General features: G+C 65.5%; 15 protein-coding genes. 9 read left to right on the top strand and 6 right to left on the bottom strand.

Translation table 11 applies throughout. The features are described 5' to 3' along the window. Positions 1 to 3: 3 nt before the first annotated feature. The 3 genes from ABIF91_RS29210 to ABIF91_RS29200 are packed head-to-tail and all read right to left on the bottom strand — an operon-like array spanning position 4 to position 3754. Positions 4 to 2379, bottom strand: a complete 2376-nt coding sequence (locus tag ABIF91_RS29210; RefSeq protein WP_424579539.1) for a xanthine dehydrogenase family protein molybdopterin-binding subunit — start codon at positions 2377 to 2379, stop codon at positions 4 to 6. Further along, a complete protein-coding gene (locus ABIF91_RS29205) occupies positions 2376 to 2897 on the bottom strand; it encodes a (2Fe-2S)-binding protein (protein ID WP_035670554.1) in 522 nt (173 codons plus the stop codon). Before ABIF91_RS29205 ends, ABIF91_RS29210 begins: the two co-directional genes overlap by 4 nt. Further along, on the bottom strand, positions 2894 to 3754 hold the full coding sequence (locus tag ABIF91_RS29200; RefSeq protein WP_035670556.1) for an FAD binding domain-containing protein: 861 nt from the start codon (positions 3752 to 3754) through the stop codon (positions 2894 to 2896). Before ABIF91_RS29200 ends, ABIF91_RS29205 begins: the two co-directional genes overlap by 4 nt. A 252-nt stretch (positions 3755 to 4006) precedes the next feature. Between ABIF91_RS29200 and ABIF91_RS29195 the strand changes: the two genes are divergently transcribed. Next, positions 4007 to 4642, top strand: coding sequence for a TetR/AcrR family transcriptional regulator (locus tag ABIF91_RS29195; protein ID WP_035670564.1), 636 nt, complete (start codon positions 4007 to 4009; stop codon positions 4640 to 4642). 37 nt (positions 4643 to 4679) lie between these two features. On the opposite strand, the gene hutU is transcribed toward ABIF91_RS29195, so the two are convergent. The 3 genes from hutU to hutI are packed head-to-tail and all read right to left on the bottom strand — an operon-like array spanning position 4680 to position 9131. After that, positions 4680 to 6350 (bottom strand): urocanate hydratase, encoded by a 1671-nt coding sequence (hutU, locus tag ABIF91_RS29190; protein ID WP_028178004.1) that lies wholly within the window; start codon positions 6348 to 6350, stop codon positions 4680 to 4682. Between the two features lie 10 nt (positions 6351 to 6360). Beyond that, complete coding sequence (gene hutH / locus ABIF91_RS29185) at positions 6361 to 7920, bottom strand: histidine ammonia-lyase (protein ID WP_424579538.1); 1560 nt, start codon at positions 7918 to 7920, stop codon at positions 6361 to 6363. Further along, positions 7917 to 9131: an imidazolonepropionase gene (gene hutI / locus ABIF91_RS29180; protein WP_028178006.1), complete on the bottom strand. Its 1215-nt coding sequence runs from the start codon at positions 9129 to 9131 to the stop codon at positions 7917 to 7919. Before hutI ends, hutH begins: the two co-directional genes overlap by 4 nt. A gap of 82 nt (positions 9132 to 9213) precedes the next feature. On the opposite strand from hutI, the gene ABIF91_RS29175 reads away from it, so the two are divergent. The 8 genes from ABIF91_RS29175 (at position 9214) to ABIF91_RS29140 (ending at position 18782) form a co-directional block, all read left to right on the top strand. Further along, entirely contained in the window at positions 9214 to 10572 is a 1359-nt protein-coding gene (locus ABIF91_RS29175) for a formimidoylglutamate deiminase (RefSeq protein WP_028178007.1), read from the top strand. Next, positions 10569 to 11297, top strand: a complete 729-nt coding sequence (gene hutC / locus ABIF91_RS29170; protein ID WP_028178008.1) for a histidine utilization repressor — start codon at positions 10569 to 10571, stop codon at positions 11295 to 11297. Before ABIF91_RS29175 ends, hutC begins: the two co-directional genes overlap by 4 nt. A 105-nt stretch (positions 11298 to 11402) precedes the next feature. Beyond that, positions 11403 to 12347, top strand: a complete 945-nt coding sequence (locus ABIF91_RS29165) for an ABC transporter substrate-binding protein (protein WP_028178009.1) — start codon at positions 11403 to 11405, stop codon at positions 12345 to 12347. Between the two features lie 71 nt (positions 12348 to 12418). Continuing rightward, complete coding sequence (locus ABIF91_RS29160; RefSeq protein WP_028178010.1) at positions 12419 to 13192, top strand: ABC transporter permease; 774 nt, start codon at positions 12419 to 12421, stop codon at positions 13190 to 13192. After that, a complete protein-coding gene (locus tag ABIF91_RS29155; protein ID WP_028178011.1) occupies positions 13189 to 13974 on the top strand; it encodes an ABC transporter ATP-binding protein in 786 nt (261 codons plus the stop codon). Before ABIF91_RS29160 ends, ABIF91_RS29155 begins: the two co-directional genes overlap by 4 nt. Continuing rightward, positions 13967 to 15199: a Zn-dependent hydrolase gene (locus ABIF91_RS29150; RefSeq protein ID WP_028178012.1), complete on the top strand. Its 1233-nt coding sequence runs from the start codon at positions 13967 to 13969 to the stop codon at positions 15197 to 15199. The genes ABIF91_RS29155 and ABIF91_RS29150 overlap by 8 nt, the downstream gene beginning before the upstream one ends. Before the next feature lie 42 nt (positions 15200 to 15241). Then, a complete protein-coding gene (locus ABIF91_RS29145; RefSeq protein ID WP_424579537.1) occupies positions 15242 to 16306 on the top strand; it encodes an IS630-like element ISRj1 family transposase in 1065 nt (354 codons plus the stop codon). A 1315-nt stretch (positions 16307 to 17621) separates the two neighbouring features. Then, positions 17622 to 18782 (top strand): MFS transporter, encoded by a 1161-nt coding sequence (locus ABIF91_RS29140; RefSeq protein ID WP_028181797.1) that lies wholly within the window; start codon positions 17622 to 17624, stop codon positions 18780 to 18782. The last annotated feature ends 6 nt before the right edge of the window (positions 18783 to 18788 follow it).

Raw genomic sequence — 18788 nt, 5'->3', positions numbered from 1 at the left:
TTTCTAGAAACGCTTCAGGGCTTTCAGGACTTTTGCGGGCGTGATCGGAATCGAGTTGATCGTAGCACCGAACGGCGCGAGTGCATCGTTGACCGCGTTGAGCACGCAGGCGGACGCCGCTGCGGTGCCGGCCTCCCCAACCCCCTTGGCACCGAGCTCGGTGTCGGCGGTCGGCGTCTCGACATGGGCGATGACGATGTCAGGCATCTCCATCGGCATCGGGACGAGGTAGTCGGCGAGCGAGCCGTTCACGAACTGTCCGGAGTCGCTGTAGCGGCACTCCTCGAACAGCGCCGCGCCCAGCCCCTGCACGATGCCCCCACGAAGCTGCTCGTCCACCAGCATCGGATTGATGACCCGGCCGCAATCCTCGACGATGAAATGCTTCAGGAGCTTGATGAAGCCAGTTTCGACATCGACCTCCAGTGAGCAGCCCTGAATGCCGTTGGTGAAGGGAAGGGATAGCCTTGCGGGGCGAAATGATGACTGACGGTGAGTTGCGCCCTGCGTGCCCGGCGGCAGCGTATCGGAGCGGAAATAGGCGATGCGCGCGATCTCGGAGATCGGCATGCGCTGGTTCCGCGTGCCTGCGTCCACGACATCACCATTGACGATGTCGAGGGCCGACGGCTGCTCCTGAAGGATGAGCGCGGCGATCTCCAGAATGTTGCGCTTGAGCGCGCGCGTGGCCTGGAGCGCGGTCTCGCCGCCGATGCCGGCGCCGCGGCAGGCCCAGGTGGCGCCGCCATGCGGCGTCACCTCGGTATCTCCAGTGATGACCTTGACGTGCTCCTGCGCAAGGCCGACCTGATCGGCCACGATCTGGCTGATGATCGCCTCGGTCCCCTGCCCCTGCTCGGTGACCGAGATCAGGCAGCGCACCTCGCCCGACGGCGTCAGGCTGACGATCGTCCCGTCCTGCGAGGAGATGCGTGCGCCGCCGACGCCATAGAATGCCGGGCTCGGGTTGGTGATCTCGACAAAGGCGGCAATGCCGATGCCGCGGTAGATGCCGCGCTTGCGCAATTCCGCCTGCTCGGCACGCAAGCCGTCATAGCCCATCATCTCGTGCAGGCGCCTGAGGCACGCCTGATGCGACAGCGCCTCGAAGCGGTAGCCGGTCGGCGAGGTCTGCGGATAGGCGTCATCGGCGATCACGTTCTGCGCGCGGATGGCGAAAGGATCGAGGCCGAGCTTCGCCGCCGCCATGTCGACCATTCGCTCGGTGACGGCGCAGGCGATGGGATGGCCGACGGCGCGATATTGGCTGGTCTGCACCTTGTTCTGGAAGATCACCTCCAGCGTGGCGCGGTAGTTCCTGAAGCGGTAGGGCGCGCCGATCAGGCGGATCACCTGGTTGCCCTCGACCACGCTGGTGCGCGGATAGGTCGAGAATGCGCCGATCGCGGTCAGATCCAGCACGTCCATTGCGAGAATCTCGCCCTTGGCGTCCAGCGCCATGCGGGCCCGCACGCGGTGGTCGCGGGCGTGGATGTCGGAGACGAACGATTCAATGCGGTCGACGACGTACTTCACGGGACGGCCGAGCAGGATCGAGAGGCCCACCACCGCCATGTCCTCGTGATAGACATGCAGCTTCATTCCGAAGGAGCCGCCGATGTCGGTCGCGATCACGCGAACACGGGCTTCCGGGATGCCATAGTGGCGCGAATAGAGATCCTGGAACTGGTAGGGCGTCTGGGTGCCATGATGCACGGTGAGCATCCCGGCGGCGGGATCGTAGTCGGCAACGATGGCACGAGGCTCCAGCGTTACCGCGGTGTGGCGGCCGAAGGAAAATTCCTCCTCCACCACATGGGCTGCATGCGCGAAGGCGTCATCAACGGCACCGCTGTCGAGCTGGCTGCGGAAGCACACATTGTTCGCGCTGCCGGGATTCACCAGCGGGCTGCCGGCCTCACGCGCGCCGTCGATGTCGACGACAATGGGAAGGTCCTCATAGTCGACCTCGATCAGCTCCAGCGCATCCTCGGCGGTCGCACGGTTCTCAGCGACGACGGCGACCACTGCCTGTCCGGCCCAGACCACGCGATCCAGCGGCAGCGGCAATTGCGGCGCGGAGGTCATGCCCTTGAAATGATCGAGCGTGCCGGTCCAGGGCGTGCAGATCTTTGCGAGATCCGCACCCGTAGCGACGAGATGCACTCCTTCCAGCGTGCGCGCCTCGTCGGTCTTGATCGAGACGATCTTGGCGTGGGCATGCGGACTGCGCAGGAACGCAGCATAAAGCATGCGCGGCAGACGGAGGTCGCTGACATATCGCCCGCGCCCCGCGAGCAGGCGCTTGGCGTTCGGCCGCGGCAGGGAACGGCCGATGTAGGAGTTCGGGCGGTCGAGCGAGGTCAGCGGCGCAGTCATCTCGCGCCTCCGGCGCTGCGTGCCTTGGCGACAGCGTCGATGGCGTCGACGATGGCTTCATAGCCGGTGCAGCGGCAATAATTGCCCGACAGCGCGTCGCGGATCCGCTCGCGGCTCGGTAGGGCAATCTGCGAGAGCAGCTCGCAGGCGTTGATCAGCATGCCCGACGTGCAGAATCCGCATTGCAGCGCGTTGCGGCGATGGAATTCGGCCTGGAGGTCGGCGATCGCCCCGCTCTCGGTGAGCCCCTCGATCGTATCGATCCTGGCGCCGTCGGCCTGCACCGCGAACATCAGGCAGGAGTGCACGGCGCGGCCATCGACCTGTACCAGGCAGGCGCCGCAGGCGCCCATCTCGCAACCGGCATGCGTGCCCGTCAGCTCGAGCTTGTCGCGCAGGCAATCAACCAGCGTCTCGCGGGGAGCAACCTCGCAGGCGACCTTGCTGCCGTTGACGACGAAGCGGACCCGCACAGTCTCGTCGGCCTCGTCCAGCAGGGTTTCGTCAAAGCCTCTCATGCACCCTCACCGAGACGTCCAAGCAGGCGGCCAAGCAACACGCGGGCGAGATGCAGGCGCATCGCAGGCGGCACCTCGTCGTTCTCGGGCGGCGCGAGATCATCCGCGAGCGCCGCCTGCGCGGCAGCGATATGTTCCGCATCGAGGCCGAAGCCGACCAGAGCCGCCTCAGCGGCTTTCACCCGCGTCGGCCTATTGCCGACGGAGAAGAAGGAGATGCGGATGTCGTCGATCCGGTCACTCGTGAAAGTCGCAAGCATGCCGCAACCGACCAGCGCATAATCGCCGCGCCGCCGCGCCAGTTCGTCGAACGCAAAGCGCTGATCGGCCTTGAACAGCGGAACGTAGATGGCCGTGATCAGCTCGCCGGGCTGCAATGCCGTCTCGAACAGGTCGATGAAGAACTCATCGGCCTTCACGCGCCGGCTGCCCGAGGGACCGGCGATCTCAATCTCGGCGTCGAGCGCCAAGGTCATCGCGGGAAATTCGGAAGCCGGATCGGCCAGCGCGACGCTGCCGCCGAACGTGCCGCGGTTGCGGATCGCGGGATGGGCGACGAAGGGTGCCGCGGCGTGCAGCAGCGGCGCAAACTCCGCGATCAGCGGCTCGCTCAGCATCTCGCAGTGGCGCGTCAGTGCGCCGATGCGCAAATAGGCGCCCTCGCGCCTGATGCCGCGCAGCTCGGCAATGTGCGTGATGTCGATCAGCAGCCGCGGCGCCTGGAGTCGCAGTGACAGCGCCGGCACGAGGCTCTGGCCGCCGGCGATGAAACGCGCGTCGTCCCCGGCGCGCGCATGAGCGTCCAGCGCCTGGTCGATCGTCGCAGCACGAAAATAGCTGAAAGCCCTCGCCTTCACTGCCGTTTCCTCGAAATCCTTCGGCTCATCAGCCGGGATGCCAGATTTGTAACCATCTGGTCTCAAAATCCTGACACGCCGCCGGGAGGCGGTCAACAGGAAATGACCATTTGGTCACAAATGCGCCTTGGGCTATGAAGGCACCAAGACGTATGATTCAGCGACGAAATGGCCCGAAAAGCGCAGAGAACGCCGAAACGACTGGTCCGAAAGCGGACCGAGACAGGCAAGTCCGCGCCAAAGCGCCGCAACATGCGCGCGGCGGATCGGGAGCGCGCGATCGTGGACGAGGCGATCCGGTTCTTTGCGGAGCGCGGGTTCGAGGGCCAGACCCGCGAGCTCGCCAAGCGCATGGGCATCACGCATTCGGCGATCTACCGCCACTTCCCCAGCAAGGAGGCGCTGATCGAGCGGGTCTACCAGGAAGTCTATCTCAGCCGCTGGTCACCCGATTGGGGACCGATGATCCGCGACCGTGCCTTGCCACTGGAGGCGCGGCTCACCCGCTTCTATCTCGACTATGTCGAACGCGTGTTCGAGTACAATTGGGTGAGGATCTTCGTGTTCTCCGGCATGAAGTCGTTCGGCATCACCAGCCGCTATCTCGACATCGTCCGCCGCGAGATCATCGAGCCGGCGGCCGCCGAGCTGCGTCATGAGCTGAAGTTGCCCGATGCAAGAGCTCACGCATTGAGTGAACGCGAGACCGAGCTGTTCTGGGGCCTGCACGGCCGCATCTTCTATCTCGCGATCCGCAAGTTCATTTACGCGACGCCGATCCCGCCCGATCTCGGCGCCATCGTCCGCGACGCCGTCCAGACTTTCATGGACGGCGCGAAGACGACGATGCCAAAACTGGTAAGCAGTACGCCCCGGCTCGGCGTTTGACTTCGCCCCTGCCCAGAGGAGTGAGGTAGAGCTGCAGCTATTCTGCCAAGCTCGGCAGATCGAGCCCCTTGTCACGGGCGCAGTCGATCGCGATCTCGTAGCCCGCGTCGGCGTGGCGCATGACGCCGCTGGCCGGGTCGTTCCAGAGCACGCGCTCGATGCGCCTGGCGGCTTCCGGCGTGCCGTCGGCGACGATCACCATGCCCGCGTGCTGGGAATAGCCGATGCCGACGCCGCCGCCATGATGCAGCGACACCCAGGTCGCGCCGCTGGCGCAATTGAGCAGCGCATTGAGCAGGGGCCAGTCGGACACAGCGTCCGAGCCGTCCTTCATCGCCTCGGTCTCGCGGTTGGGGCTGGCGACCGAACCGCTGTCGAGATGATCACGGCCGATCACGATGGGGGCTTTCAGTTCGCCCCGCGCCACCATCTCGTTGAAGGCGAGGCCCAGGCGATGGCGATCACCGAGGCCGACCCAGCAGATCCGCGCCGGCAGGCCCTGAAACTTGATGCGGGCCTTGGCCATGTCGAGCCAATTATGCAGATGCTTGTCGTCTGGCATCAGCTCCTTGACCTTGGCGTCGGTCCTGAAGATGTCCTCGGGATCGCCCGACAGCGCCGCCCAACGGAACGGGCCGACGCCGCGACAGAACAAGGGGCGGATATAGGCGGGCACGAAGCCAGGGAAATCGAAGGCGTTCTTCAGGCCCATGTCCTGCGCCATCTGGCGGATGTTGTTGCCGTAGTCGAGGGTCGGGATGCCCCGCGCATGGAAATCCAGCATCGCCTGGACGTGCTCGACCATCGAGGTCTTGGAGGCGCGCTCGACCGATTTCGGATCAGAGGCGCGCTTGGCCTCCCACTCGGCAAGCGTCCAGCCTTTCGGCAGGTATCCGTTGATCGGATCGTGCGCACTGGTCTGGTCGGTGACGATGTCTGGCCTGACTCCGCGGCGCACCAGCTCCGGGAAGATCTCCGCGGCATTGCCGAGCAGGCCGACCGAGACCGCCTTCTTCGTCTTCGCGGACTCTGCCATGATCGCGAGCGCCTCGTCGAGCGTTGCGGCCTGCTGATCGAGATAGCCGGTGCGCAGGCGCATCTCGATGCGACTCGGCTGGCATTCGATCGCGAGCATCGAGGCGCCGGCCATGGTCGCGGCCAGCGGCTGCGCGCCGCCCATGCCGCCAAGGCCGGCGGTGAGGATCCATTTGCCGGCCAGGCTGCCGCCATAATGGCGCCGACCAACCTCGACGAAGGTCTCGTAGGTGCCCTGCACGATGCCCTGGCTGCCGATATAGATCCAGGAGCCGGCCGTCATCTGGCCGTACATCATCAGGCCCTTGCGATCGAGCTCGTTGAAATGATCGAGCGTCGCCCAGTGCGGCACGATGTTGGAGTTCGCGATCAGCACGCGCGGCGCGTCCGCATGGGTGCGGAACACGCCGACCGGCTTGCCGGACTGAACCAGCAGCGTCTGGTCGGCTTCGAGCTTGCGCAAGGCCGCAACGATCCGGTCAAAGCTCTCCCAGTCACGCGCGGCGCGGCCGATGCCGCCATAGACGACGAGCTCGCTCGGGCGTTCCGCGACATCAGGATCGAGATTGTTCATCAGCATGCGCAAGGGCGCTTCCGTCAACCAGCTCTTGGCGCTGATGTCGCTGCCGCGGGGCGCGCGGATGGTGCGGTCGTTGTCCAGTCGGCGGTTCATGCGGACCTCTTCAGCTAAGTCTCGGAAATGGATCGGATGAAAGCGCGGCCATCGCGACGCTCGTCAGCATGTCGGTCTCGATCAACGCAGCCGCCTTGGCGAGATCGCCAGCCATATAGCGGTCGGTACCGAGTGCCGGCACCTGCTCGCGCAATGCGGCGATGACGGCAGCAAGTGGCCTGCTGGTCGCATGCGGCGCTCGCAGCGTGATGCCTTGCGCGGCGACCAGGAGCTCGATGCCGAGAATGGCGGCGAGGTTGTCGGCCATGTCGGACAGCCGCCGCGCGGCGTGCGCCGCCATAGAGACATGATCTTCCTGGTTGGCACTGGTCGGCGTCGAATCGATCGAGCAGGCGAGCGCGCGCTGCTTGTTCTCGGCATAGAGCGCGGCCGCAGTGACCTCGGCGATCATGAAGCCGGAATTGATGCCGGGATCGGGCGTGAGGAACGGCGGCAGGCCGAAATTCAGCGCAGGATCGACCAATGTGGCAATGCGCCGCTCGCTGATCGCACCGATCTCCGACAGAGCCAGCGCGATAGCGTCGGCAGCGAAGGCGACCGGCTCGGCATGGAAATTACCGCCGGAGACGATCTCCCCGGTTTCGACCAGCACCAGCGGATTGTCGGTGACGGCATTGGCCTCGACGATCAGCGTGCGCGCCGCCTGCGTGATCAGGTCGAGCGCGGCGCCCGCGACCTCTGGCTGGCAGCGCAGGCAATAGGGATCCTGCACACGCTCGTCGCCTTCGAGATGCGAGAGGCGGATGTCGCTGCCATCCAGCAGCGCGGTCAGCGTCGCCGCCGAGGCGATCTGCCCGGTATGGCCGCGCAGCGCCTGGATCTCGGGCCGGAACGGCGCCGTCGAGGCCATCGCCGCATCGACCGACAGCGCGCCGGTCACGAGCGCGGCCCGCGCCAGGCGGAACGCACGCAGAACGCCTGATACGGCGTAGGCGGTCGAAAATTGCGTGCCGTTGATCAGCGCCAACCCCTCCTTGGGGCCGAGCGTCAGCGGCGCAAGGCCGGCAGCTGCCAGCGCTTCAGCGCCGGACACGGTTTTCCCGTCAACGATCGCCTGCCCCTCGCCGATCATCACCGCGGTCATATGCGCGAGCGGCGCGAGATCGCCGGAGGCGCCCACGGAGCCCTGCTGTGGCACCAGCGGATAGACAGCCCGCGCCAGCATGTCCTGCAGCTGCTCGATCAACTCGCGGCGCACGCCGGAGGCGCCACGGCCGAGCGAGATGATCTTCAGCGCCATCATCAGGCGGACGATCGGCTCGGGTGTCGCCGCGCCGACGCCGCAGCAATGTGAAACGATCAGGTTGCGCTGGAGCAGCGCGGTCTGATCGGGCGCAATGCGCTTCGATGCCAGCTTCCCGAAGCCGGTGTTGATGCCGTAGACGGGGACATCTGCGCGCGCAGCTCTTGCGACGATGTCCGCCGCTGCTTTGATGCGCGGCCAGAACGAGGGATCGAGCACGACGGGCGCACCGTCGAGCACGCACGCGAGATCATCGAGGCTGACCGTTCCCGGCTTGACGACGATTGCTGCGCCCTCGTTCGTCATTGTCCCCTCCACACCCGGCGGTGCAGCGGATTGAAGCCGATGCGGTAGACCAGCTCGGCGGGCCGCTCGATGTCCCAGATCGCGAGATCGCACCATTTGCCGGCCTCTAGCGTTCCGGCTTCGCTGAGGATGCCGAGCGCACGAGCACCCTCACGGGTGACGCCTGCGATGCATTCGACCACATTCATCCGGAACAGTGTCGCGCCCATATTCATCGTGAGCAGAAGCGAGGTCAGTGGCGAGCTGCCGGGGTTGCAGTCGGTCGCGAGCGCCATGGCAACCCCATGCGTGCGGAAGGCCTCGACCGGCGGCTTTTGAGTCTCGCGAATGAAGTAGAAGGCGCCGGGCAGCAGCACCGCTACCGTCCCGGCCTTCGCCATTGCGGCGGCGCCGGCCTCGTCGGTGTGTTCCAGGTGATCGGCCGACAGCGCCGAGAATTTCGCGGCAAGCGCAGCACCGCCGAGGTTCGAGAGCTGATCGGCATGCAGCTTGACCGGCAGGCCGAGTTCCCTCGCCGTCTCGAACACCCGTGCGGTCTGCGCAGCCGAGAACGCGATGCCTTCCATGAAGGCGTCGACGGCATCGGCGAGGCCTGCCTTGGCAACCTCCGGCAACATCTCCTTGCAGACGAAATCGATGTAGCGGTCCTTGTCGCCATCAGCTTCCACCGGCAGCGCATGTGCGCCGAGAAAGGACGTGCGGATCGCAATCGGTCGCCGGCCTTCGAGGCTACGCGCGGCTGCGAGCTGCCGCATCTCGGTCGCAGTGTCGAGGCCGTAGCCCGACTTGATCTCGATCGTGGTTGCGCCCTCGCCGATCAACGCATCGAGGCGCGGCAGCGCACTTGCGACGAGATCGGCCTCGCTCGCCTTGCGCGTCGCGGCCACCGTCGACACGATGCCGCCACCGGCACGCGCGATCTCCTCATAGCTCGCGCCCTTCAGGCGCAACTCGAATTCGTGCGCGCGGTCACCGCCGTAGACGAGGTGGGTGTGGCAGTCGACAAGGCCGGGCGTGATCCAGCGTCCTCCGCAGTCGATCCGTTCGGCGGCATCGGCATCCGCCGGAAAATCGGCCTGCGCGCCGGCATAGACGATGCGGCCGCCGCGCGCGGCGATCACGCCCAGTTCGATCTCGCCGAGGTCGGGACGGTCGGCCCGTAGCGTAGCGAGCCGGGCATTGTGCCAGATCCGGTCGAAGCGCTCTGCCATGCAACGGCCCCTTCGTGGGATGCTTGACTTATATGTCTAGACATATAATCGTGCGGGAGTTCTGTCCAGCCGGCATGGAAACATGACACGACTGCATTTCGCCTCCGCGCTCCTGCCATCGGGCTGGGCCAATGACGTGCAGGTGGTGATCACCGCCGGCGCGATCGCCGAGGTGACGCCGAATGTCGCGCCCGTTGCCGGCGGTGAACGCCACGCAATCGCGCTGCCGGGATTGGCGAGCCTGCACAGCCACGCGTTCCAGCGCGGCATGGCGGGACTTGCGGAGCTGCGCGGAGACAGCACCGACACCTTCTGGACCTGGCGCGAGACAATGTATCGCTTTGCGCTGGCCATGACGCCGGACGACGTCGCGGCTGTTGCGACGCTGCTCTATGTCGAAATGCTCGAGCAAGGCTTCACCCGGGTTGGCGAATTCCATTACTTCCACCACGATTGCGACGGTTCGCCCTATGCGGATCCTGCCGAGATGGCCGCGCGCATTGCGCAGGCTGCTGAAGCATCAGGCATCGCCCTCACGCTGCTGCCGAGTTTCTATGCGCATGGCTCGTTTGGAGGAGCAGCGCCGCATGCCGGCCAGCGTCGCTTCATCTGCTCGGTCGATCAGTTCGCCGCATTGATGGCTGCTTCGCGCAAGGCGATCAGCGCATTGCCTGGCGCCAACATCGGCATCGCGCCGCACAGCCTGCGCGCGGTGACGCAGAACGAGCTCACGGCGATCGTTCCGCTGGCCGACGGCGGGCCGGTGCACATTCACGCGGCCGAGCAGGTGAAGGAGGTCGAGGACTGCCTCGCCTGGTCGGGACAGCGCCCGGTGCAATGGCTGCTGGAGCACGCGCCAGTCGATCAGCGCTGGTGCCTCATTCACGCAACGCACACGGCGGACGAAGAGGTCAGCGCCTTTGCCAAGACGGGGGCAGTCGCCGGCCTCTGTCCTGTCACCGAGGCGAGCCTCGGCGATGGCATCTTCCCGGCGCGCGAATTTCTTGCTGCCGGCGGTGCATTCGGTGTGGGCACTGATTCCAACGTGCTGGTCGGCGTCGCGGACGAGCTCCGTCAGCTCGAATATGGCCAGCGCCTCAAGCATCGCCAGCGCAACGTGCTCTCCAGTGGCGCGGGCCGTTCGACGGGACGCACGCTGTTCGATCATGCGCTCGCGGGCGGAGCACAGGCCCTGGCGCAATCGACAGTCGGCCTCACGTCCGGTGCGCGCGCTGACATCGTCACCCTCGACACTGCGCATCCATCGCTGGCCGGACGTCAGGGGGATGCGGCTATCGATGGCTGGATCTTTGCGGCCGGCATCGGTGCGATCGATTGCGTTTGGGCCGGCGGCGCCAAGGTCGTCGAAGGCGGTCGGCACAGGCTGCGTCAGTCAGCGCGCGAGCGCTTCAATGCATCGGTGCGGAGGCTCGTCGCATGAGCCTTGCCACTGACGCAGCCGACAAGCCGACCCTCTACAAGCGCATCCGCGCCGACATCGAGAAGCGCATCCTGACCGGCGAGTGGCCGCCGGGCCATCGCATTCCGTTCGAGCATGAGCTGGTCGCTCGCTACGGCTGCTCGCGCATGACCGTGAACAAGGCGCTGTCGGAGCTGGCACAGGCCGACCTGATCGAGCGGCGCCGCCGTGCCGGCTCGTTCGTGCGCCGGCCGCAGCATCAATCGGCGGTGCTCAAGATTGCCGACATTCGCGCCGAGATCACGGCCCTCGGCCGCGCTTACGGCTACGAGCTGATCGGCCGCAAGCTGCGCGCGGCGACCGCTGCCGACCGCGATCGCCTCGGCGTCAAGAAGGCGGGCAAGGTGGTCGCGATCACCTGCCGCCATAGCGCCGACAACGTGCCCTTCGCCGCCGAGGACAGGCTGATCGACCTGTCGTCCGTGCCGGATGCCGCGACCGCGGACTTCTCGCGCGAGCCACCTGGCTCGTGGCTGCTTCACCATGTCCCATGGACCGAAGCCGAGCACACGATCAGCGCTATCGTTGCGGACGATCGCACCGCGGAGGCGCTCGACATCGCCGTCGGCGCGCCCTGCCTCGTGATCGACCGCTACACCTGGCGGAGCGCGCGCACCATCACCGCGGTGCGCCTGCTTTATCCCGGTGACTCTCACCGCCTTGTCGCCCGATTCAAGGGAGGCTGAGAGGATATGTCGGCACAATTCGTGCAACGCTTCGGGCAACGGTCCGGATGGACCGACAGTGATCAACAGGACGCCAATCCATCGATCGGCAAGAGGACAACAATCATGCGTAGTTCAAAGCTATTTGCGACAATCATTGCTCTCGCGGCCGCCACTCCCGCGCTCGCCGACGACGTCAAGGTCGGCGTCGGCATCTCCGGATGGACCGGCTTCGCGCCGCTGACGTTGGCGAAGGAGGCGGGCATCTTCAAGAAGAACGGCCTCGACGTCACCATCAAGAAGATCCCGCAGAAGGACCGCCATCTCGCGATCGCCTCCGGCGACATCCAGTGCGCGGCGACCACGGTCGAGACCTGGATCTCCTGGAATGCCAATGGTGTTGCCACCAAGCAGATCTTCCAGCTCGACAAGAGCTATGGTGCCGACGGCATGGCCGTGCGCAACGACGTCGCCGCGATCAAGGACCTGAAGGGCAAGACCGTCGCCGCGTCCGCACCCGGCACCTCGCCCTATTTCGCGCTGGCCTGGATGCTCAAGAAGAACGGGCTTTCGGTGAAGGACGTCACCGTCGTGAACCTCGAGCCGGCCGCGGCCGCGCAGGCTTTCGTCTCCGGCCAGAACGATGCCGCAATGACCTACGAGCCGTACCTGTCGACCGTACGTGCCGCGCCCGACAAGGGCAAGATAATCGCTACCACGCTCGACTACCCGATGGTCATGGACACTTTCGGCTGCACGCCGAAGTTCCTGACGGAAAATCCCAAGGCCGCCAAGGCGCTCGCCGACAGCTATTTCGAGGCCATCGAGATGATCGCCAAGGACCAGGCAAAGTCCTACGAGATCATGGGCGCCGACGTGAAGCAGACCGCCGAGCAGTTCGGCAACTCGGCAAAATATCTGCGCTGGCAGGACAAGGCCGCGAACCAGAAATTCTTCGCCGGCGACTTCCTGACCTTCAACAAGGAGGCCGCCGACCTCCTGCTCGAGATCGGCATCATCAAGGCCGCGCCGAAGGTCGAGGACCTCTTCGACGCGAGCTTCATCAAGTAAACGTCTTCAAGCCGCCGGTTCCGCCACGAGGCGGAGCCGGCTCGTGATCGACTATTCGGATAGACAGTTTGATGCGTCCCCTGGACCCTGTTACGTCGAGGCAGCGCGTGGCCTACGGCCTCGCGTTCTTCGTGCTGTTCGTCGCCCTCTGGTCCTGGGCGACTTTTGGCGGCCATGTGTCGAAAACATTCCTCGCCAATCCGCTGACCATGGTGCAGGAGGGCGTTGAGCTGCTCACCAAGCATGGCTTCCTGTTCGACATCGGCATGACGATCTGGCGCGTCGTCGGCGGCTTTGCACTCGCCGCAATCATCGCGGTGCCGCTCGGCGTGCTGATGGGAGCCTACAAGCCGGTCGAGGCGTTCCTCGAACCGTTCGTCTCCTTCGCACGCTATCTGCCGGCCTCCGCCTTCATTCCGCTCCTGATCCTGTGGGCGGGCATCGGCGAGCTGCAAAAGCTGCTCGTGATCTTCATCGGCTCGGTATTCCAGGTCATCCTGATGGTCGCGGTGACCGTCGGCGCCACGCGGCGCGATCTGGTCGAGGCGGCCTATACGCTGGGCGCCGGCGACCGCGGCATCATCCGCCGGGTGCTGCTGCCCTCCTCGGCGCCCGAGATCGCCGAGATCCTGCGGCTGGTGCTCGGCTGGGCCTGGACCTACGTCATCGTCGCCGAGCTGATCGGCTCGTCCTCGGGCATTGGTCATATGATCACCGACAGCCAGGCGCTGCTCAACACCGGCCAGATCATCTTCGGCATCATCGTGATCGGACTGATCGGACTGATCTCGGACTTCCTGTTCAAGGCGTTCAACGCCTGGCTGTTTCCCTGGAAGCTCGCATGACGACCCTGAAGATCGAACAGGTCTCGCGCACCTTCCCCGCGCGCCACGGCAACGCACCGACCAGGGCGCTGGAACCGACCGACCTCGTCATCGGCAACAACGACTTCGTCACCATCCTCGGTCCCTCCGGTTGCGGCAAGTCCACGCTGCTGCGCATCGTCGCCGGCCTCGACCGCCCGACCAGCGGACGCGTCACGCTCGACGGGCGCGAGGTGACGGGGCCGGGCGCCGATCGCGGCATGGTGTTCCAGTCCTACACGCTGTTCCCATGGCTGACGGTGCGCGAAAACATTGCCTTCGGCCTGCGCGAGCGCGGCGTGGCGCAGGACGAGCGGAACAAGATCGCCGATGCCTTCATCCGCCAGGTCGGACTGTCGGGCTTCGAGAACCATTGGCCAAAGCAGCTCTCCGGCGGCATGCAGCAGCGCACGGCCATCGCACGTGCGCTCGCCAATGATCCGAAGATCCTCTTGCTCGACGAGCCCTTCGGCGCACTGGACAACCAGACCCGCGCCTTGATGCAGGAAATGCTGCTCGGGATCTGGGAGCGCGACCAGAAGACGGTGCTGTTCGTGACCCACGACATCGAGGAAGCGATCTTCCTCGGCAGCCGCGTCATCGTCATGAGTGCGCGTCCCGGCCGCATCAAGGCCGAAATCAATGTGGACCTGCCGCATCCGCGCTCTTACAAGATCAAGACCACGCCGGAATTCGTCCAGCTCAAGGAGCGGCTGGTCGAGGAGATCCGCACCGAGGCGCTGAAAGTTGCCGAACATGCCTGACACCCCGCCGCGCGCCGACGGAAATCGCGTCCTCGCCGACCTCCATGCGCTACGCGCCATGGGTGCCTACAAGACCGGCGTGCACAAGCCGACCTTCTCCGAGCCGCACAAGCTTTCGCTGGAGTGGCTCGTTCAGAAGCTGCCCGAGGCCAACCTCTCCGCGACGATCGACGGCATCGGTAATGTGTTCGGCACCAGTACGAAGCCCGGGGCGAAGCTGCTGGCGGGCTCGCACCTGGAAAGCCAGAACTACGCCGGCTGGCTCGATGGCCCGCTCGGCGTCGTCTACGCGCTCGAGGCCGCGCGCGTGCTCAATACCGATCCCTCGCTCAGCGGCGTGGTCGAAGTCGCCGCCTGGTGCGACGAGGAGGGACATTTCGGCCATTTCCTCGGCTCGCGCTCCTATGTCGGACAGGTGACAGAGGCCGACATCGACGCTGCGCGCGACCGCACCAGCGGCCGCACCATGCGTGATGCGCTAGCCGACATGGGTCTCGCCGGACGCCCGCGCATCACCGTCGAGCCGGGGCGGCACGTTGGCTATCTGGAGGCGCATATCGAGCAGGGCGATACGCTCGAAAGCGGCGGCCTCGCGATCGGCGTCGTGACCTCCATCGTCGGCATCTGGCAGTACCAGATCAATTTTACCGGCGAGCAGAACCACGCCGGCACCACGCGCATGGCAGTGCGGAAGGATGCCGGCCTCGCGCTGGCAAAATTCTGCGTCGCGATCGACGAACGCTTTCCGTCTGCCTGCGGCCCGCGCACGGTCTGGACCACCGGGCGCATCACGCTCGATCCGGGTGCGCCGAGCATCATTCCGGGTGGCGCAGAGATGCTGTTCCAGATCCGCGACGATGATCCGGCCGTGATCGCGCGGCTGGAACAGTTGCTCTGGACCATGGCGGACGAGTCCAGTGCGAACGGTCCCTGCACCGTCACCGTCGAGAAATTGCGCACTGGTGCGCCCGCCATGATGAATTCCGGCTTCCAGGACGCAATCGAAGCCGCGAGCAGGGCCCTGGCCGGCGGCCGGTCCATCCGCATGCCCAGCGGCGCCGGGCATGACGCGCAGATGCTCGCGACCGTCATGCCCGCGGGCATGCTGTTCGTGCCTTCGATCGGCGGCATCAGCCATCACTGGACCGAGAACACCGCCGACGCCGATATCGTCACCGGCGCAGAGGTGTTCGTCGACGCCTGCCGGCGGATTCTCGGCGGCTAGTACCCACTTTTCTTGGAACGTGAGTCGCGATTCAAGGTCGGGATGATACCCGAAGCAAGAGAAGTCCACCTTTCGAGGAAAGATCGCAAGGTGCTTGAGGCGTGCTGTCGCTCACCGGTGACGTTGCAGCGCGATTTGAAGCGGGCGCGGATAGTTCTGTTGGCGGCGGATGGGCGCAGCACCCGGTCGATCGCCAAGGAAGTTGGGGTCCAGCCGCGGATTGTCAGCCTTTGGCGGCATCGCTATGCCGACCATGGCCTTGAAGGGCTGCAAGACAAGCCGCGGCCTGGCAAGCAGCCGATCTATACGAAGACGACCGACAAGCGGATTCTGAAGCTGCTGGATAAGCCGCCACCGCAAGGGTTTGCGCGCTGGACCGGCCCCCTGCTGGCCGAGGCGCTGGGCGATGTCGATGTCCAATATGTCTGGCGGTTCCTGCGCAGCCACAAGATTGACCTGGTGGCTCGCAAGTCCTGGTGCGAGAGCAACGATCCGAACTTTACGGCCAAAGCCGCCGATGTTGTCGGCCTCTATGTCGCGCCGCCGGCGAAGGCCATTGTGCTGTGCGTGGACGAGAAGCCCTCGATCCAGGCTTTGGAGCGAGCGCAGGGTTATCTGAAGTTGCCCAATGGCCGCGCCTTGACCGGCCAAAGCCACGATTACAAGCGGCATGGCACCACAACATTGTTTGCGGCGCTCGAAGTCGCCACCGGAAAGATCATCGCGACCCATTCAAAACGCCGGCGCCGCGTCGAGTTTCTCGATTTCATGAACAGCGTCACCGCGGCTTTTCCGAACCGCAAGCTTCACGTCATCCTCGACAACCTCAACACCCATAAAAAGAACGAGGACTGGCTCAAGGCCCACCCCAACGTGCAATTTCATTTCACGCCGACAAGTGCGTCATGGCTCAATCAGGTCGAAGTATGGTTTTCCATCTTGCAGGGGCAGTCGCTCAGCGGCACCTCCTTCACGAGCCTCAAGCAGCTTCAGGAATACATCGATGCCTACGTCAACGCATACAACGACAGAGCCGAGCCCTTCGTCTGGACCAAGAAAAAGGTCCGTCAACGCCGTTTCAAAGGCCGCCGTATCACTCAGCTCTGATTCCGGGTACTAGAGCGAGATGCGGCTGCCGACCTGCGGCAGTCGATCGCGCGGCACAAACGCTCGTGTCCCGGACAAGCTGCAATGCGTGGAGCATTGCGGCGCAGAGCCGGGACCCAGGCAACACGGCAATTGCGGATAGATGGGCCCCGGCTCTGCAGCGCATCGCACCGGACGATGCTTCGCATCGCCGGGGACGCTGCGCCGCGTCCGGGGCACGAAAGCGAAGTGTAGCGCTCGCAATGACGAAGTATGACGCGATGGCGCGTTCTCCAAGTGACGTTGTCATTCCCGCGACCCGGCTACGCCACGGCTTCGCCGCGGTTGAGGCCTAGGGGCGCCGAAGCTTCAGCGTAGGCGGCAGGCGGGGAATCCAGTACGCCGCGGCCTCTCGATTCAGTCACGACCGTCTCGGAGTACTGGATCGCCCGCCTACGCGGGCGATGACACCGAGTGTGGGGCTGCGGACACGCCCTCGCGTTCTCGCGGCCGAATTCGCCCGAGCTTTGCTTCGTCGCTCACCCTCTCGAGCCAAGAGGGCGCAGGGAAGACCGGGTGCTGACCTCGCACCCGCGGTCCGCTGCGCGAAGATGTAGCGCAAAGAGACCGCACAGCAGCATACAGGTGGTGCCAATCACTCGGCCTTCCCTGCGCGATGGTCGGACGGCTTATGCCGTGCTCTCCCGGGAGCCGAGTTCGTTCTGGCCTCCCTCACCCTCGCGAAATCCACCGGCACCGCGCCGGTTGACGCGACTGCCGCCTCCGCAAGAGCTTGACCGTAGCAACGACGGCCAGGACCACACGGTTTTGCCGTACGCGCGGTTCGTTGGCGCCACAGGGTTCGACGGCGTTGTGCACTTTGCCGCCGAAATGCTGGCACGACGAACCTGACAGCGCCGCTCGTCCGCACGCAGCTTCGGGCTCACGGAGAGCAATCCGCCCTGCCCTTCACCTCTCGTGCACGACGCTGCCGCGTCCACCGCAAGCCCGGCTCGCGACAATGACGACCACACGATCGCCCCTCAAGTATGAACCGGGATGGGCGACACATACGCTAAATCCGAATTTCGGTAAAGCGAAATATTTCCGTGCGAGCGGATTGACAGAGGGGCGACACAGCAAGGTGCGTAGCCCGGATCAGCGAAGCGACATCCGGGCTCCTTGCACGTGAATTCCCGGGTGTCGCTTCGCTCACCCGGGCTACAAGAGGATGCCCACCACGTCGGTCACGACGAACCGAGCACGCCTCGGCCATAAAGCCGCGGCATTTCTCGGGTTTGTCCTCCGTCCCGCCCCTGCTTCCCCCGGAGTTCTCATGTCTTCAGCCGACCGGCCGGCGACCCGCCTTGCGACCAGACTTGCCTTCTTCGTCGCAGGCTTCGGCATCGCGTGCTGGGCGCCGCTGGTGCCGTTCGCGAAGGCGCGGCTCGGCGTCGACGACGGGGTCCTCGGGCTGCTCCTGCTCAGCCTCGGCATCGGCTCGGTCGTCGCGATGCTGCTGACCGGCGTTCTCAGTGCGCGCTACGGCAGCAGACCGATCATCGTCGCAAGCGGGTTCATGCTCGCGCTGGTCCTGCCGCTGCTCGCGATCGCAAGTACGCCCGTGTCTCTGGCGCTGGCCCTCTTTGCGTTCGGCGCCGCGCTCGGCTCGATCGACGTCGCCATGAACATCCACGCCGTGGAGGTGGAGCGCGCCGCGGGACGCCCGCTGATGTCCGGCTTCCACGCTTTGTTCAGCATCGGCGGCTTCGCCGGATCCGCGCTGATGACGGTGCTGCTCTCGCTGCAAATCGGCGCGCTGGCCTGCACGCTGATCTGCTCCGTCCTGATGCTGATCGCGATGTTCTTCATCTGGCCGCGCCTGCTTCGCTCGGTGCAGGTGCAGGAGGGCCCGTTGTTCGTACTGCCGCACGGATCGGTGCTGCTGCTTGCGCTGCTCGGCGCCATCACCTTCCTCGTCGAAGGCGCAATGCTCGATTGGGGCGCGCTCCTCGTCATCGGTGCGGGGCTCGTCACCGCGGCGCAAGGCGGAGCCGGCTACATCGTGTTCTCGATCGCCATGACAATAGGCCGGCTCGGCGGCGACGCGGTCGTTGCGCGCATCGGGGACCGCACGACCTTGCTCTGGGGCAGCCTCATCGCGATCGCGGGCTTTGTGGTCCTGCTGACGGCGCCTGTCGCAGCGGTCGCCCTCGGCGGATTCCTGCTGATCGGGCTCGGTGCGTCAAACCTCGTGCCGGTGCTGTTTCGGCGGGCCGCCCGGCAAACGGTGATGCCTACCGGGCTTGCGGTCGCGGCGATCACGACCGCGGGTTACGCGGGGGTTCTGATCGGCCCTGCCGGCGTGGGCTTCGTCGCACATCTTGGCGGATTGCCCATGGCGTTCTGGCTGCTGGCCGCATTGATGGGCCTCGTCACGCTGTCGTCGCGGATCGTCACGGCGGAGCAGCGCCAGATGTCGCGTGTCGATGCGTGAGCGGCG

Source organism: Bradyrhizobium sp. USDA 241 (assembly GCF_049739505.1).
Classification (GTDB): Bacteria; Pseudomonadota; Alphaproteobacteria; order Rhizobiales; family Xanthobacteraceae; genus Bradyrhizobium; species Bradyrhizobium liaoningense.
The sequence above is the reverse complement of the archived record's forward strand: the minus strand, read 5'-3'. Positions and strand labels throughout refer to the sequence as shown.

What these genes read in the sequence shown, in the direction of transcription:
- ABIF91_RS29165 (WP_028178009.1), top strand. Translation starts at nt 11,403, where the DNA reads ATGCGTAGTTCAAAGCTATTTGCGACAATCATTGCTCTCGCGGCCGCC.
- hutH (WP_424579538.1), bottom strand. Translation starts at nt 7,920, where the DNA reads ATGACGAACGAGGGCGCAGCAATCGTCGTCAAGCCGGGAACGGTCAGC.
- ABIF91_RS29195 (WP_035670564.1), top strand. Translation starts at nt 4,007, where the DNA reads ATGCGCGCGGCGGATCGGGAGCGCGCGATCGTGGACGAGGCGATCCGG.
- hutU (WP_028178004.1), bottom strand. Translation starts at nt 6,350, where the DNA reads ATGAACCGCCGACTGGACAACGACCGCACCATCCGCGCGCCCCGCGGC.
- ABIF91_RS29150 (WP_028178012.1), top strand. Translation starts at nt 13,967, where the DNA reads ATGCCTGACACCCCGCCGCGCGCCGACGGAAATCGCGTCCTCGCCGAC.
- ABIF91_RS29145 (WP_424579537.1), top strand. Translation starts at nt 15,242, where the DNA reads ATGATACCCGAAGCAAGAGAAGTCCACCTTTCGAGGAAAGATCGCAAG.
- ABIF91_RS29175 (WP_028178007.1), top strand. Translation starts at nt 9,214, where the DNA reads ATGACACGACTGCATTTCGCCTCCGCGCTCCTGCCATCGGGCTGGGCC.
- ABIF91_RS29160 (WP_028178010.1), top strand. Translation starts at nt 12,419, where the DNA reads ATGCGTCCCCTGGACCCTGTTACGTCGAGGCAGCGCGTGGCCTACGGC.
- ABIF91_RS29140 (WP_028181797.1), top strand. Translation starts at nt 17,622, where the DNA reads ATGTCTTCAGCCGACCGGCCGGCGACCCGCCTTGCGACCAGACTTGCC.
- hutI (WP_028178006.1), bottom strand. Translation starts at nt 9,131, where the DNA reads ATGGCAGAGCGCTTCGACCGGATCTGGCACAATGCCCGGCTCGCTACG.
- hutC (WP_028178008.1), top strand. Translation starts at nt 10,569, where the DNA reads ATGAGCCTTGCCACTGACGCAGCCGACAAGCCGACCCTCTACAAGCGC.
- ABIF91_RS29210 (WP_424579539.1), bottom strand. Translation starts at nt 2,379, where the DNA reads ATGACTGCGCCGCTGACCTCGCTCGACCGCCCGAACTCCTACATCGGC.
- ABIF91_RS29155 (WP_028178011.1), top strand. Translation starts at nt 13,189, where the DNA reads ATGACGACCCTGAAGATCGAACAGGTCTCGCGCACCTTCCCCGCGCGC.
- ABIF91_RS29205 (WP_035670554.1), bottom strand. Translation starts at nt 2,897, where the DNA reads ATGAGAGGCTTTGACGAAACCCTGCTGGACGAGGCCGACGAGACTGTG.